We start from the raw sequence: 14332 nt of genomic DNA on the forward strand, positions 1-14332 counted from the left end.
TTTGTCTAGTTTTATATTTTTAAAAGTTCTCCTATTCTATGAGTCCTACTTGGTCCACATAAAATAGAAAGGGTGCGGTGCCTGCGGAGAATTCCTGAAAATCGATTCGTGTAATTAATTCTGGGGCAGTACCTGGAGGATAAAAATCGGTAAGAGGGATACTGAAGCTGTTCCATTCCCCTGGTACCAAATCGAGTTCCACCTGAACGTCAAAATCGTTGAGTGCACAGGCAACTCTAATCGTTTCACTGTTGGCAGGATAAATCTGGAAGTTAATGGCACTGTAATCTGCTATCACCAAATCTTCGGTCATATCATTGGACACAAAGGTAAGCCCACCCCAACTAAGGCTCTCCCTGCGGATTGAGGTTGACCCCAGGGCCACTTCCGTGGAGAGTTCTTGGGCACCATCCCATCCTCCAAGTTCCCATCCGTTGATCAACTCATCGGTAAAAATTGGGTAGTTGAACCCGTACGAAGTGGATTGGGCAATGGCTCCATTAACGAAAACATGAATAAAGGCCTGAATTACGCCATCAGGAACTTCTACGGTAATTGCTGAAGCTGTTTTGTTTATGATTCTTGCTTCCCTTTCCACCAAGTTTCCATCATCTTCCGATCCCGAAACGAAAAGGACTTGGTCAGCATCAGTGAAATCACCACCGTTTAAGGTTACTGCATTTGCCCCGTCCACTAAACCTTCATCAAAACCAGTAATGGTCAAAAGAGAAAAATCGGCTTCGGCTACACCATATAGTGTTTCTACGGTTAATTTATTTGATGCGTTTATATACGGAGCACCTAAGGGAATCTGTGAAATAATAGTATTGTCCGTCACCAAGGTTGGATTGAATCCTGCATCAAAACCATTGTATTTAATGGATGTGGTTGTGCTTAGATTCTCGCCTTTTATATAATACATGTTTCCCAAAACACCGGTCTGTACGGTGCTGTTTTCGGTAGCGTCGGCTATGCTTGTTATCATCGGTGGTTCCGTACTCCCTGAGGACAGATCTGATTGATTGAACTCATTACTACATGCTGACATTATGGTCAATGCTACGATGAAGGCAGCATATTTAAAATTGACTCTGTTACGACTATATTTTTTCATTGCTCTTTTTTTTAATTGAAATAGGGAACGGGTGGATCCAGCAATGCAGGATTGTTCAGCGTTTCATTGGTTGGATACGGAAACAACAATTTATCCGCGGTAACGGTGACGAACCTATCGGTTATTCCGCTTGTTGCTCCACGTTCTGTATCATTAAACCATCCTCTTTGTATTGTTGCGAGATATGCCAATGCGTCAGACCTTCTGATGGCATCGTACCAGTGCTCCATTTCCATGGCGAATTCAATCTTCCTTTCCCGGAAGACATCTTCAAAAGTTGGATTGGTTATTGAAGGCAACCCTGCCCTATTCCGTATTTTGTTCACTGCTGTTTCTGCCTCGGCCAAGGAGCCCACATTGCCCAAGATAATGGCTTCGGCTTGTATCAATAATATATCGGCATATCGAAGTAGATAAATATTGTTGGCATAACTGCTTCTCGCTCCCCCACCATTGTTGGCAGGTGTCCCCACGACATATTTTTTAATGGCCACATTGGTTCCCTGGGCATTACAACCTGAAGGTCCGGGGGCAGTATATCCACCATTAAGGTCAGGATAAAAGGATTCTGGATCCATGATTGTGGCTTTATACCGTTGGTCCATTTCTTTGTCTTCGTAAGTATCTTGCAAATCAAGGGATGGCCCAATTGCTGACCAACCATCATCAAAACCGGTAATTCCAGACAAGGCATAAAGACTTTGAACTCCATTTCCTTCGGCGTAATTTCCGCTACCAGTCCATTGGGTGGCAATAATACTCTCTGAATTGTTGTCGTTCTGAGTAAGGAATAGATCGTTGTAGCTTCCTGTAGTGCCATCTGCCCCAGTGCCTCCTAAAAGTTTAAACTCCCCTGAACCAATCACCTCTGTTGCCAACTGATAGGCTTGGGCATATTCTTCCTGGGTCAAGTGGACTTTGGCCAGCAGTGCCTTAGCGCCATTACTTGAAATTCTTCCGGGGTCTGATGATTTTGTATTTGTGATGTTATCAATGGCAAAGTTTAAGTCATTCTCTATAAAGGTGTAGACGTCCTCAACTAAATGTCTTGGGATATAGCGCTCATCAACAAGTTCCAAGTTGTTTTCCACAATAGGGACCGATCCAAAGATTCTAACCAAGTAGAAATAGGCCGTGGCCCTCATGGCCCTTGCCTCGCCCACAGCATTATTAATCACTGATTGGGGCACATCTGGGTTGGCGCTTGCAGGGATAGTGTTTATAATGGTATTTGCATGTGCAACAACCGCATATAATGATCCCCAGGCTTGGCCCAGGGTGTTATGCTCTCCCGTAATGGCAAAAAGGTCGAAATCTTGGTTTCTAGGGTCCCATGTTCTACCAGTACCTCCAGCCAAATCTCCAATACACCATGATACATTGGAAATAAAATTATACCATGGCACACTATATAGGATATTAGTGGCCACTTCAATTTGTTCTGTGGTCTTATAAAACTCTTCAGAGTTTGGAGAGTCTTCTGGCGGACGATCTAAGAATTCCTTACTACATGAAACCAAAATTGGCAAAGAGAGGAGTGCAATCAAAACTAATTTTGCAACATTTAATCCTTTTTTCATAATTCTAGCTATCTTTTATTTAATTAAAAATCAATATCAATCCCAAAAGTGAATGTTCTAGGAAGTGGATACCTTCCATTGTCCACACCGGCCAACAGGGGGTTTTGGTTGAACGCCCCTACTTCTGGGTCATACCCAGAGTAGTTGGTAAACGTGTAAAGGTTCTGCACAGATCCGTAAATGTTGACCTTGTTCAATCCTCCTATTTTATCCAATACTTTGGATGGAATCTGATATCCCAATCGTACGTTTTGAATCCTCACATAAGATCCGTCCTCTATATATCTATCCGAGATAAATATATTGGGGGTGGCATTGCTTGTATATCTTGGGTGTGTGGCATCAGGATTTTGGAAAGTCCAAAAATCCCGTACGGATTCCAACTGGTTCCTGTATGTTAAATTGGTACCCGTCAATGAACGGTTCAGTGCATTGAAAATCTCGTTTCCGTAGGAACCTTGCACAAAAACAGACAAATCGAAGCCCTTGTAACTGAAGTTGTTCTGCCAACCGAAAGTAAAATCGGGATGGGGGCTACCAATAACCGTTCTGTCTTCGCCATCCACAACACCATCACCGTTTACGTCCTTGAATTGGATATCTCCGAGCCATGTTCTTCCCACTGCACTGGCATCACCTACGGGTTGTCCAAATTGAACAGGGGCATTGTTCAAATCATCCATAGACCGAAACAGGCCCTCTACTTGGTATCCATAAAATACACCAATGGGTTCGCCCACCCTTGTTTCGGTAAGTATCTGGTTGGTATCATCCAAATCGGTTTGGCCATTAATGGTCAATCCATCCACCAACTCCAGTACTTCATTTTTGTAATGGGAGAAGGTAAGGGTGGAGTTCCATGAGAATGCACCTGCGCTAAGTGTATCAAAATTGAGGGTTACATCAATACCCTTGTTCTCCATCTCCCCCAAGTTTACCCAAGGTGGGGTAATAGACCCTGCAATGCTGGAGTCCCCTCCGAGCACAAAGTCGTTAAGACCCAATTGAAAGAGGAAATCACTATTCACCTTTCGGTAAACCTCTACAGTGGTGTTCAAATGTCCACCGAACAAAGAAAAGTCAACCCCCAAATTGGTCTGCTTTGAAGTTTCCCATCTCACATCTGGGTTTGGGATATTGGACACCGAAAAGGCGGTGCCCAATTGTGTGGCGTTAGTGTTTAATATAGATAGAAAAGGGTTGTTGCTGATTTCCTGATTGCCCACTTCGCCATAGCCTCCAAAGAACTTAATGTTTTGGATGGCCGTGAAATCTTCCATGAATTTTTCATTGGACAATCTCCATGCTGCCGAAACGGATGGGAAATACCCCCATTTGTTACCTTCAGCGAACCGTGAAGAGCCGTCTGCCCTTATTGAAGCTGTAAGACTATACTTGCTGTCAAAGGAATAAATCAAACGGCTGAAATATGATTCCAAGGAATTGCTCCCCTTGTATTCATCAATAATATAGGTGTCGGCGTCAGCGTTGTTCAAAGTTGGGTTGCTGTTGTCCACAAAACCTGATCCTGTGGTAACTATTCCATTATAGGAGGATTGTTGTGCTTCATGACCGACCAAGACAGTTACATCATGTTTGCCTCCAAAGTTGTTGGAGTAGGTCAATAAATTTTTCACGATCCAGTAATCAAAATCCTCATTGGTCTTTGTTAATGTGGGGTTGTCGAACGAAATCGCTCCATACGCAAATGCTTTTTGAAAGAGTGTATTTTTGTTGTATCCAAACGATCCCCCGAACTCATTTCTCAACTTAAAGTTTTTTAGAATATCGATTTCGGCATATACATTGCCCAACAGTTGGTCTTTTCTCAAGTCGTTATCGGTATTCTCCAACTGAGCAATGGGGTTTGGTACCGCCAGTGCAATCTCTTCTGCCGTGACTGGTCCGGCATAGGAACCATCTGCATTGAAAACCGCCACAGCGGGATTGTTTCTCAATGCCAGAGCAACAATACCCCTAGAATCTCCATTGGCTACAATGTTTTCATTAGTTCTACTGGCGGTAAGGTTGATGCCCACTTTGACTTTATCTAGTATTTGTGAGTCTAAATTGAGCCTGATGGAAGTCCTGTCAAACCCAGAGCCTTTTACTGTTCCTTGCTGATCGGTATATCCTGTGGAGAGGTAATATTGTGTTTTTTCATTGCCTCCGGAAAACGACAATTGATGGTTTTGCAATAGGGCATCGTCAAAAATTTCCTTTTGCCAGTTTGTTCCAGTACCCAACAATTCAGGTCTTAGAAATTCTATTTGTTCCGGAAGCTGAAACACTTCCCGCATCTCATTTTGTAATCCTGCATATCCCTGAAGATCTAAAACGGGCATAATATTGGTGGGCTGCTGAATTGCGGTATAACCACTATAGTTTACCGTGCCTCTTTCTTTCCTTCCTTTTTTGGTGGTAATGATCACTACTCCGTTGGCACCTCTAGAACCATAAATTGCGGTAGCAGAGGCATCTTTTAGGATATTGACGGTTTCAATGTCGTTGGGATTAAGGCCTGCCAGATTTCCCGAGCTGTTCTCAAAAAACCTTCCGCTTCCTCCGGTATTCCTACTATCACCAGAAATTGGGACGCCATCTACAATATATAAAGGCTCTGCCGATGCGTTAATGGACCCGACCCCACGAATCCTAACCGAAACCGCTCCTCCGGGTCGACCACTGTTTTGGGTAACGGTGACCCCAGCAGCCCTACCCTGAATCAATTGGTCAATGCTTATCTGTGGAATTTTTTCAATGTTCTCCACCGAAATATTGGCTACGGATCCCGACAATTCTTCCTTAAGTTGAGTACCATAACCAATGACCACTACTTCATCCAGTTGGCTTAGGTTCTCCTCTAGGGCGATATTTATGGAAGCACGGCCATTAACCGCAACTTCTTGGGTAACAAACCCAATATAGCTTATGATCAATGTGGCATTTTCACCAACTTCAATGATGTAATTGCCATCAAAATCGGAAACCACGCCATTTGACGTGCCCTTTTCCACAATATTGGCTCCCGGTATGCCCATATTGTTGGTGTCAGTGATCACTCCACTGACCCTGTTCTGGGCCAAAGACATTTGCACCATCAAGCCAAAGAAGAACATAATACCATAAAACGGTATGGTACTCCCTTCTTTTAATTTAATATTTCCCATAATTCTCAAATCAAATTTGTTTAGTCCTTAATTATTGACCCCTGAAAATAGAGCATCGAAAAAAACAAGCGTTTTTGGATAAACAAATTTATTTGAACGCCTTACACACACATAATACTATTTGAGCATTTTGTAGTATAATATTTTGTTAACTAGACGTTATTTGACCATAAACCCATTTAAAGATTTAAACCCATCTTTGTGGATTGATCGAATTTTTGGTTTTAATATTAGTATTCTTTAAAAAATAAGATGCCTTTGTTGAAGATTATATTCGTGCATATTATTATTAAAAAATTGCAACAGGAAGAATGAATGGCAAATATCAAAATATAGTATTCCATTAAATTATTTTAGTTCTACTTGAAAATTTCCATGTCAAATTTTAAACTTCTTATTATCAATATATTATATATTATTTCAGTCTGGTGTGGGCATGACATAAAGTTTTTAAGAGAAGACATAAATAGTTTGTTTTGAAAATATACTTTGCCTATTTGATTAAATAATATCATATATATTACCATAGTCCTTCCTAAATTTGCTTCCATATCTTCATTTAGCCAGGCATTGAACCCTAACATATCATTTAGTATGAAAACTGTAGGATCCAAAATTGGGTTAATAAAGAAGCTGTGTTTACTGGTTGTACTGGCTTGGGCATTCTCTTGCAAGCCACTTTACAATGCAGGATATGAAAAAACACCTATGGTAGACAAAAAACTTTCCCTGCCGACAAAAAGGTTGCACAAAAAACTTTTCCTAACCTCAAAGAAAGGCATCATCTTGGGACATCAGGACTCTCCAGGATATGGTGTGGGTTGGAAGTATGATGCCGCAGTTGATGCGTTTGAAAGCGATGTACAAAAGGCAACTGGAGATTTTCCTGGGGTATATGGATTTGATTTGGGCCATATAGAATTGGACAAAACACATAATCTGGACACTGTGGGCTTTGCATCTATGCGGAAAAACATATTAGATGCCCATGAAAAAGGAGGCGTCATTACCCTAAGTTGGCACCTTAACAACCCTTTTTCTGATGGTAGTTCTTGGGATACCATATCGGCTGTTGACAAAATAATCCCTGGTGGGGCTTACATAAAAAAATATGAACATTGGGTAGAGCGGTTGGCCAATTTCGTAAAGTCCTTAAAACATAAAGGAAAGGGGATTCCTGTGATTTTTAGGCCTTTTCACGAGATGAACGGAAACTGGTTTTGGTGGGGAGATGGTAATTGTTCCCCTTCTGATTATGTCGCACTTTGGAAACAAACCGTGCACCTATTAAGAGATAAATATAGGGTGCATCAAATCCTGTATGCCTATTCCCCCAACATTGTTGATTCTGAGAGCACTTTTTTAAAGTATTACCCAGGCGATGCTTATGTGGATATTCTGGGGATTGATATTTATGACCATAATGATTCTGAAGCGTATGCCAAAAATGTACGTGATAATTTGAAGATTCTAAGCAACATCGCCAAAAGAAAGAACAAGTTATATGCCTTTACCGAAACAGGTTCTGAGAAAATCCCAAATGAAAAATGGTTTACGGAGATACTCTATCCCAACATACAAGCTTCGGGTATTGCATGGATATTATTCTGGAGAAATGCACGGGAATCCCATCATTATGTGCCCTTTCCCGGACATAAAAGTGAGACGGATTTTATACAATTCTGCAAATCGAAAGATATACTCCTTTTGGGCAACCTTCAAACCATCGATACCCAATAAATATGCTCTCTACACTTGATATCACCATCATAGCTGTTTATTTACTATCAACCGTAATCATTGGATTGGTGGTTAAGAAAAGCGCCCAGAAGAGCAAAGAAGCCTACCTGTTGGGTGGAAAATCAATCCCATGGTATCTACTGGGGCTGTCAAATGCATCCGGCATGTTCGACATTTCAGGAACCATTTGGCTGGTCACACTTATGTTTGTTTATGGTATTAAAAGTGCCTGGATTCCGTGGCTGTGGCCTGTCTTCAACCAAATATTCCTAATGGTCTACCTCTCCAAATGGTTAAGGCGTTCCAATGCCACAACTGGAGCGGAATGGATTGGAACCCGGTTTGGGTTTAAAAAAGGAGCAAGGCAATCACACATCATCGTTGTAATTTTTGCGTTGATCATGTGCTTGGGTTATTTGGCGTATGGCTTTATAGGCCTGGGCAAGTTCGTTGAGATTTTTATCCCCTGGGAAGCCATAAATGCCTATGTCCCTTTTGATGTTCCTTTGGAGTATGTCCCACATTTTTATGGTACTGTCTTTACTTTTTTTGCCGTTTTTTATTCCTTGATAGGTGGAATGTCTGGAATTGTATTGGCCGATGTGGTCCAATTTGCCATAATGACCATTTCCGCATTGGTGATTGGTTATCTCGGGTTTCAGGCTGTGGGAAACAATCCATTGCACGTTCCCGAAGGTTGGATGTCCCCCCTTTTTGGTTGGGAGCTCAACCTGGATTGGACCCATATCATTTCAAATGTCAACGAGAAGATACGGTCTGATGGATTTGGGCTGTTCACCATCTTTTTTATGATGATGGTCTTCAAAGGAGTGTTGGTCAGTTTAGCTGGCCCAGCGCCCAATTACGACATGCAGAAAATCCTTTCCACCAAGTCTCCTGCTGAGGCCTCAAAAATGAGTGGTTTTGTATCCGTGGTACTCATTCCCATTCGCTATTTTATGATTGCAGGCTTTGCCGCCCTGGCATTGATCTACTATGAAAAACTGGATTTGATGAACGCTGCCGGCGAAATCGATTTTGAGCTGATTTTGCCCACAGCAATGATAGAGTTTGCGCCAATTGGGTTGCTGGGGCTGTTATTGGCTGGCTTAATCGCGGCATTTATGTCCACATTTGCCGGCACCCTCAACGCTGCACAAGCCTATTTGGTCAATGACATCTACTTGAAGTATCGCAACCCAAACGCCTCCATAAAGCAATTGCGAAACATGAACTACCTCTCTGGTATTTGTGTTGTGGTCTTCAGCATTGTGCTGGGGTTTTTCGCCAAAGACGTCAATTCTGTGTTACAATGGATTGTTTCCATCCTATATGGAAGCTACGTAGGATCCAATGTTTTAAAATGGTATTGGTGGCGTTTTAATGGGGAAGGGTTTTTCTGGGGAATGGTCGCCGGTCTTGTATCCGCCGCCATTGTTCCAGAGTTGTTCCCAAATGTTTTGGAACTCTATTTGTTTCCCATATTGTTGGTAGTCTCTTTGCTTGGTGGTATTATCGGCACTTACTCCGCTCCCCCTACTGATGAGGAAACTTTAAAAACCTTTTACAAAAATGTGCGCCCCTGGGGTTTTTGGAAGCCTATTCATGATAAGGTACTTGCCGAAAATCCAGGCACATCAAAGAATGCCGATTTTGGCAGGGATATGTTCAATGTGCTTACGGGCATCATAGCCCAAACCACTTTTATGGTACTTCCAATGTATCTCATTTTTAGACAAACCCTGCCCTTTTGGATAACCCTAGGCATTATGGCATTGAGCCTTTTGCTTCTTAAAAAATTCTGGTGGAACAGATTGAACGAACAATTAGATTAGATGAACACACTATTTAAAGATAGCTTTGAAGCCGTAAAAGCTGAACAGTCAAAATTGTTGGGCAGGACAAATAAACTAGTGGCAAAATCAAATGGGATTTACCAACGATTTGAGTTTCCCATTGTAACGCCGGACCATATTCCTTTGCATTGGAGATATGACCTTGATCCAGAAACCAACCCATACATGATGGAGCGTATTGGCTTCAACAGTACCTTTAATGCAGGAGCGATCAAGCGTAATGGTCATTACCTGCTCTGTCTTAGAGTGGAGGGAAATGATCGAAAATCATTTTTTGCCATGGCCGAAAGTCCCAATGGCATTGATAATTTTAGGTTTTGGGACGAACCCTTCACCATTCCTGAAATTCCTGGAAACCCAGACACCAATGTATACGACATGCGTTTGACGGCACATGAGGATGGATGGATTTACGGTATTTTCTGTACCGAGCGAAAAGACCCAAAAGCTTCCCCAGATGATACAAGCTCTGCCATTGCCAATGCCGGGATTGTGAGAACACAAGATCTAAAGCACTGGGAAAGGTTGCCCGATTTGGTCTCCAACTCAGGACAGCAACGGAACGTGGTGTTGCACCCAGAATTTGTAAATGGGAAATATGCCATATACACCAGGCCCCAAGATGGCTTTATAAATGTGGGCAGCGGCGGCGGAATAGGATTGGGCTATGTGGATGATATGGCCCATCCCGTGGTTAAAGACGAAAAAATCATAAACAACAAAGTGTACCATACCGTGTACGAATTAAAAAATGGCCAAGGGCCAGCCCCTATCAAAACCTCAAAAGGGTGGTTGCATTTGGCACATGGGGTGCGTAAAACGGCAGCCGGGCTTCGGTACACACTTTATATGTTCATGACCGATTTAAAGGATATTTCAAAAGTCATCTATCAACCTGCCGGATACTTTATGGCGCCCATTAACGGGGAACGTACCGGGGATGTATCCAATGTACTGTTCACCAACGGTTGGATCGCTGATGATGATGGAACAGTATACATTTACTATGCTTCTTCAGACACTAGAATGCATGTGGCGGTTTCAAGTATTGACAAGCTGGTAGATTATGTGGTCAACTCTCCTGAAGATAAATTCACCTCAGCCAATTCAGTGAAAACCATTCTCAAATTGATTCAAAAAAATAAAGGTTTGTATTGATGCCACAGCCCCTTCAAGTGCTGAAATCAGAATTAAGGACAGAGTTGGACCGAATACTTAACTATTGGAGCAACCATACCCTAGATTTTGACCATGGTGGCTTTTTGGGACAGATTGACCACTGGAACAATGTTGTGCCAAATGCGCCCAAAGGCATTATCTTGAACACAAGAATTCTATGGTCGTTCAGTGCGGCTTCCAACCATTTAAAAACCAATGAGCACCAATTTATATGTGATCGCGCTTACGATTATTTAAAAGATTATTTTAAAGACCCTGTCCATTCGGGAGTGTTTTGGGAGCTGGATTATACAGGAAACCCCATTAACACTCGAAAACAGATTTATGCCCAGGCTTTTGCTATTTACGCCCTTTCCGAGTATTATATTTTTTCTAAAAACGAAGATGCAAAACAATGGGCCATACAGCTTTTTGAAATCATTGAAAAAGTGGCCAAGGATAGCCTAAATGGGGGATATCTGGAAGCCTTTCGCGAAGATTGGTTGCCCATTGAGGATATGCGCCTTAGCACAAAGGACCTGAATGCCTCAAAGACCATGAACACCCATCTTCATATTTTGGAAGCCTATACCCGTCTTTCGGATATTTATGAAAACGACCAACTAAAGAATTCGCTCAAAGAGCTTGTTTTGCTCTTTCAAAATAGGTTTTTAACTGCTGAAAATCACTATGATCTTTTTTTTGATTCCAATTGGAGCTTATTAAGCTCCGTCATTTCGTATGGACATGATATTGAAACGGCATGGCTGGTAATTGAGGCTGCTATGCGCTTAAATAATCAACCTTTGCTCAAAGAAGTACAAGAGACCGCTATACGGGTGGCCAATACATTTTTACGGGAAGCCATTGACGATGATATGGGAGTCATCAATGAAAAGAACGTCAAAACTGGGCAAGTGGACCAAGACCGACATTGGTGGCCCCAAATGGAAGCCATTGTTGGGCTATCATATGTTTATGGTTTGACCAACGACCCCAAATATATTGAATCGGCTTTGGCCATTTGGAAATTTACCAAAAAACACTTGGTCGATCATGTAAACGGAGAGTGGCATTTTCGGGTTGATAAAAATGGAATTCCTTATACCCAAGAGGACAAAATAAGCATGTGGAAGGCCCCCTACCATACCACAAGGGCCTGTATTTTGTTGAGCACAGAGAACCCCCTTGGTTAAAGCACTTTTTTTATGCCTTCAAACTTTTCCTTGAACTCACTGGGGGTGCATTTTTTTATCTTTTTAAAGATCCTGTTGAAATTGGCAATATTATTGAACCCGCACTTATAGCTTATTTCAGAAACATTCATGTTGGATTCTATCAACCAGCGTGATGCATAACTGATCCGGGTTTCATTGGTATATTCTATAAACGTTCTGCCGGTGCGTTTTTTTATGAACCTATTGAACGTTCCCGGGCTCATATTCACCAATTCTGAAATTTCGGCCAGGGTAATTTTCCGTTCAAAATTTTGATGGATAAAATCATACACCATTTTTATGCGGTCGCTGTTCTCAAACACATCATTAATGGACGAACTGTAGGTTGACAACTGCCTTTGGTTGCGCGATGTGGCCAAATCCTGCAAAATGGACAGTAATTCCATGAAATAATCCATACTGTCAATCTTTGAAAGAGCCATAATCCTGGTTTTCAAATCTTTGGAAATCTTTTGAGAAAAAAGAATGCCCCTGTTGGAACGCTGCAGCATTTCTTTGATGGATTTAAAAATACGCCTAGAAAGCAATTTCTCATCAAACAGATCATTATGGAACTGAATGGTAATCTCATAAATTTTATTGCTCTTGCAATTGTAGGTTTCCCAACCGTGTTCCAAATTGGGCCCAACCAAGACAAGCTCTATATTTTCAATTTCCTCCATGCTGTCCCCAACCACTCTTCGTACACCTTTGCCATTCCAAATAAAGTTCAGTTCATATTCAGGATGAAAATGTATTGGAAAATCAAAATGCTTTTTAACCCTGTCAAAAACCAAAAAACTATCGTCTTGCGACAATGGTGTAATTTCCCTGTGTATATTCTTGTTCATTGAAGAAAATGATATGCAAAATGTACAAAAAATGAGGCCAAAACAAGATACACAAATGTAGCTTGATAACAAAGGTGGGCGTCAAACCAACCAAAAGTTTATGAAGTTTATTTACGCGTTGGTTGAAATCATAAAATGTCTTCCCAAGGGTGTTGCCACGGTCCTCGATACTGACGTTTTAATAGAGAAGTGGCTTCCAAATCATCCACAATGATTCTTTTTTCCGGATTGTAAATGAGGGGGCGTTGCAAGTCCATGGCAAGATTGGCCATGATACAGCTTGCCGTGGAAATATGGCCTTCTTCCACATCGGCAACAGGAAGCGTATCGTTTTCAATGGCAGCCAGTAAGTCCAACATGTGTGCCCGAGTTGCTGGGGCCGTATGCAGTTCGATGTCTTTTTCCTTTAAATCCTCTGGATATTCCTCACGTTCATACACCGCTTCCTTTTTAATGGTTTCACCCCCACCGTTGGGAATGAACTCATATTTGTGTACACTTCCTTTTAAGGTTCCTTTATCGCCATAAATAAAAAAAGCCCAAGGATATTCGGGGTCTGGAGGGGTGCCCCAACTTCGATGTTGCCAAATGCAGTTGAGCTCACCAAACTCAAATACGGCGGTTTGGGTATCCGAAATATTGGCGATGGAATCTTTTTGCACATAAATTCCCCCGGTTGAGCTCACTTTTTTGGGCCATCCCAGCCCCAGCATCCACCGAACCGTATCCAACATGTGGACGCACATATCGCCCACAATACCGTTTCCATATTCCATAAAGGCACGCCAAGTTCTATGCGGAACACCCACAAAGGGTCTCATGGGTGCGGGACCAGACCAAAGGTCATAATCGAAATAATCAGGAACCTCCTGAATGGGAGGGTTGGCATTCCATCGCATGTGGTAGTAGCAGCAGATGTCCACATGGGATATTTTACCCAACAATCCGGCTTCAATAATGTTTTTCTTGCCCTCAACTAGATGCGGGGTGCTCCTGCGCTGCGTGCCTATTTGGACCTTCTTTCCCAATTTTCGTGCCGTGGCCAGAATGGATTCGCCTTCCAAAACATCGAGGCTTATGGGTTTCTGAAGGTATAAATGCGCCCCTGATTCCATGGCCTCAATGGCTTGAAGCGCATGCCAATGGTCTGGAGAACCAATCAGTACGATGTCCAAATCCTTTTCGGCCAGCATTTTACGATAATCTTTGTATAGACGTGGCTTTTTACCCGATTTCTGCCGTTCTGAAACCAGTTTTGCAGCTTCTTCCAAATAGTTTTGGTCCACATCGCAGAGTGAAACCACTTCCACATTGACTACCTGAATCAGTTTGAACAAATCACTTTTACCATACCAGCCACAACCAATAAGCCCCACTCTCCATTTTTTTGTGGAATACATTAAGTCCAGCCCGTAAGCCCCAAATGATGATAGTGCCAAGGCTGCTGTGGACCCTTTTAAAAAGTTTCTTCGGTTGATGTAAAATGGTTTAGGCTGGTTGTTGTTCATGGTTGAGTTTTGACCATCAAGTTAAGATTAATCTTTGAACTATGCGCTCCAACCAGCCTCGCTGTTATTTAGAAAAATAAAAACCCTTCCAAATCGGTGACTTAGAAGGGTTTGGTTCTCTATCTATTCGATTTACCT

The 14332-nt window shown here is 42.1% G+C and carries 9 protein-coding genes; 4 read left to right on the top strand and 5 right to left on the bottom strand.

What is annotated here, in order from left to right; translation table 11 throughout:
• Positions 1 to 31: 31 nt before the first annotated feature.
• Genes AB1A65_RS03905 through AB1A65_RS03915 form a run of 3 tightly spaced genes read right to left on the bottom strand, consistent with a single transcriptional unit; the run spans position 32 to position 5864 of the window.
• On the bottom strand, positions 32 to 1114 hold the full coding sequence (locus tag AB1A65_RS03905) for a hypothetical protein (RefSeq protein ID WP_366585837.1): 1083 nt from the start codon (positions 1112 to 1114) through the stop codon (positions 32 to 34).
• A gap of 11 nt (positions 1115 to 1125) precedes the next feature.
• Positions 1126 to 2694 carry a RagB/SusD family nutrient uptake outer membrane protein gene (locus AB1A65_RS03910; protein WP_366585839.1) on the bottom strand — a complete coding sequence of 523 codons (1569 nt, stop codon included), beginning with the start codon at positions 2692 to 2694 and terminating at the stop codon, positions 1126 to 1128.
• 23 nt (positions 2695 to 2717) lie between these two features.
• Positions 2718 to 5864 (bottom strand): TonB-dependent receptor, encoded by a 3147-nt coding sequence (locus AB1A65_RS03915; RefSeq protein WP_366585841.1) that lies wholly within the window; start codon positions 5862 to 5864, stop codon positions 2718 to 2720.
• Between the two features lie 594 nt (positions 5865 to 6458).
• Between AB1A65_RS03915 and AB1A65_RS03920 the strand changes: the two genes are divergently transcribed.
• The 4 genes from AB1A65_RS03920 to AB1A65_RS03935 are packed head-to-tail and all read left to right on the top strand — an operon-like array spanning position 6459 to position 11814.
• On the top strand, positions 6459 to 7604 hold the full coding sequence (locus AB1A65_RS03920; RefSeq protein WP_366585843.1) for a glycosyl hydrolase: 1146 nt from the start codon (positions 6459 to 6461) through the stop codon (positions 7602 to 7604).
• A gap of 2 nt (positions 7605 to 7606) precedes the next feature.
• A complete protein-coding gene (locus tag AB1A65_RS03925; protein ID WP_366585845.1) occupies positions 7607 to 9439 on the top strand; it encodes a sodium:solute symporter family protein in 1833 nt (610 codons plus the stop codon).
• Positions 9440 to 10618 carry a glycosidase gene (locus AB1A65_RS03930; protein ID WP_072877689.1) on the top strand — a complete coding sequence of 393 codons (1179 nt, stop codon included), beginning with the start codon at positions 9440 to 9442 and terminating at the stop codon, positions 10616 to 10618. It begins immediately after the preceding gene.
• On the top strand, positions 10618 to 11814 hold the full coding sequence (locus AB1A65_RS03935; RefSeq protein ID WP_366585847.1) for an AGE family epimerase/isomerase: 1197 nt from the start codon (positions 10618 to 10620) through the stop codon (positions 11812 to 11814). The genes AB1A65_RS03930 and AB1A65_RS03935 overlap by 1 nt, the downstream gene beginning before the upstream one ends.
• On the opposite strand, the gene AB1A65_RS03940 is transcribed toward AB1A65_RS03935, so the two are convergent.
• The gene (locus AB1A65_RS03940; RefSeq protein WP_072877685.1) at positions 11811 to 12686 is read right to left on the bottom strand and encodes an AraC family transcriptional regulator; all 876 of its coding nucleotides are present in this window, start codon (positions 12684 to 12686) and stop codon (positions 11811 to 11813) included. The genes AB1A65_RS03935 and AB1A65_RS03940 overlap by 4 nt on opposite strands.
• Positions 12687 to 12814: 128 nt before the next feature.
• Positions 12815 to 14194, bottom strand: a complete 1380-nt coding sequence (locus AB1A65_RS03945) for a Gfo/Idh/MocA family oxidoreductase (protein ID WP_366585849.1) — start codon at positions 14192 to 14194, stop codon at positions 12815 to 12817.
• Positions 14195 to 14332 lie beyond the last annotated feature (138 nt).

It is taken from the genome of Allomuricauda sp. ANG21 (assembly GCF_040705235.1).
Taxonomy (GTDB): Bacteria; Bacteroidota; Bacteroidia; order Flavobacteriales; family Flavobacteriaceae; genus Flagellimonas; species Flagellimonas marina.

Coding starts and splice junctions, on each gene's coding strand:
- AB1A65_RS03945 (WP_366585849.1), bottom strand. CDS start 14,194: ATGAACAACAACCAGCCTAAACCATTTTACATCAACCGAAGAAACTTT.
- AB1A65_RS03910 (WP_366585839.1), bottom strand. CDS start 2,694: ATGAAAAAAGGATTAAATGTTGCAAAATTAGTTTTGATTGCACTCCTC.
- AB1A65_RS03940 (WP_072877685.1), bottom strand. CDS start 12,686: ATGAACAAGAATATACACAGGGAAATTACACCATTGTCGCAAGACGAT.
- AB1A65_RS03905 (WP_366585837.1), bottom strand. CDS start 1,114: ATGAAAAAATATAGTCGTAACAGAGTCAATTTTAAATATGCTGCCTTC.
- AB1A65_RS03920 (WP_366585843.1), top strand. CDS start 6,459: ATGAAAACTGTAGGATCCAAAATTGGGTTAATAAAGAAGCTGTGTTTA.
- AB1A65_RS03930 (WP_072877689.1), top strand. CDS start 9,440: ATGAACACACTATTTAAAGATAGCTTTGAAGCCGTAAAAGCTGAACAG.
- AB1A65_RS03915 (WP_366585841.1), bottom strand. CDS start 5,864: ATGGGAAATATTAAATTAAAAGAAGGGAGTACCATACCGTTTTATGGT.
- AB1A65_RS03935 (WP_366585847.1), top strand. CDS start 10,618: ATGCCACAGCCCCTTCAAGTGCTGAAATCAGAATTAAGGACAGAGTTG.
- AB1A65_RS03925 (WP_366585845.1), top strand. CDS start 7,607: ATGCTCTCTACACTTGATATCACCATCATAGCTGTTTATTTACTATCA.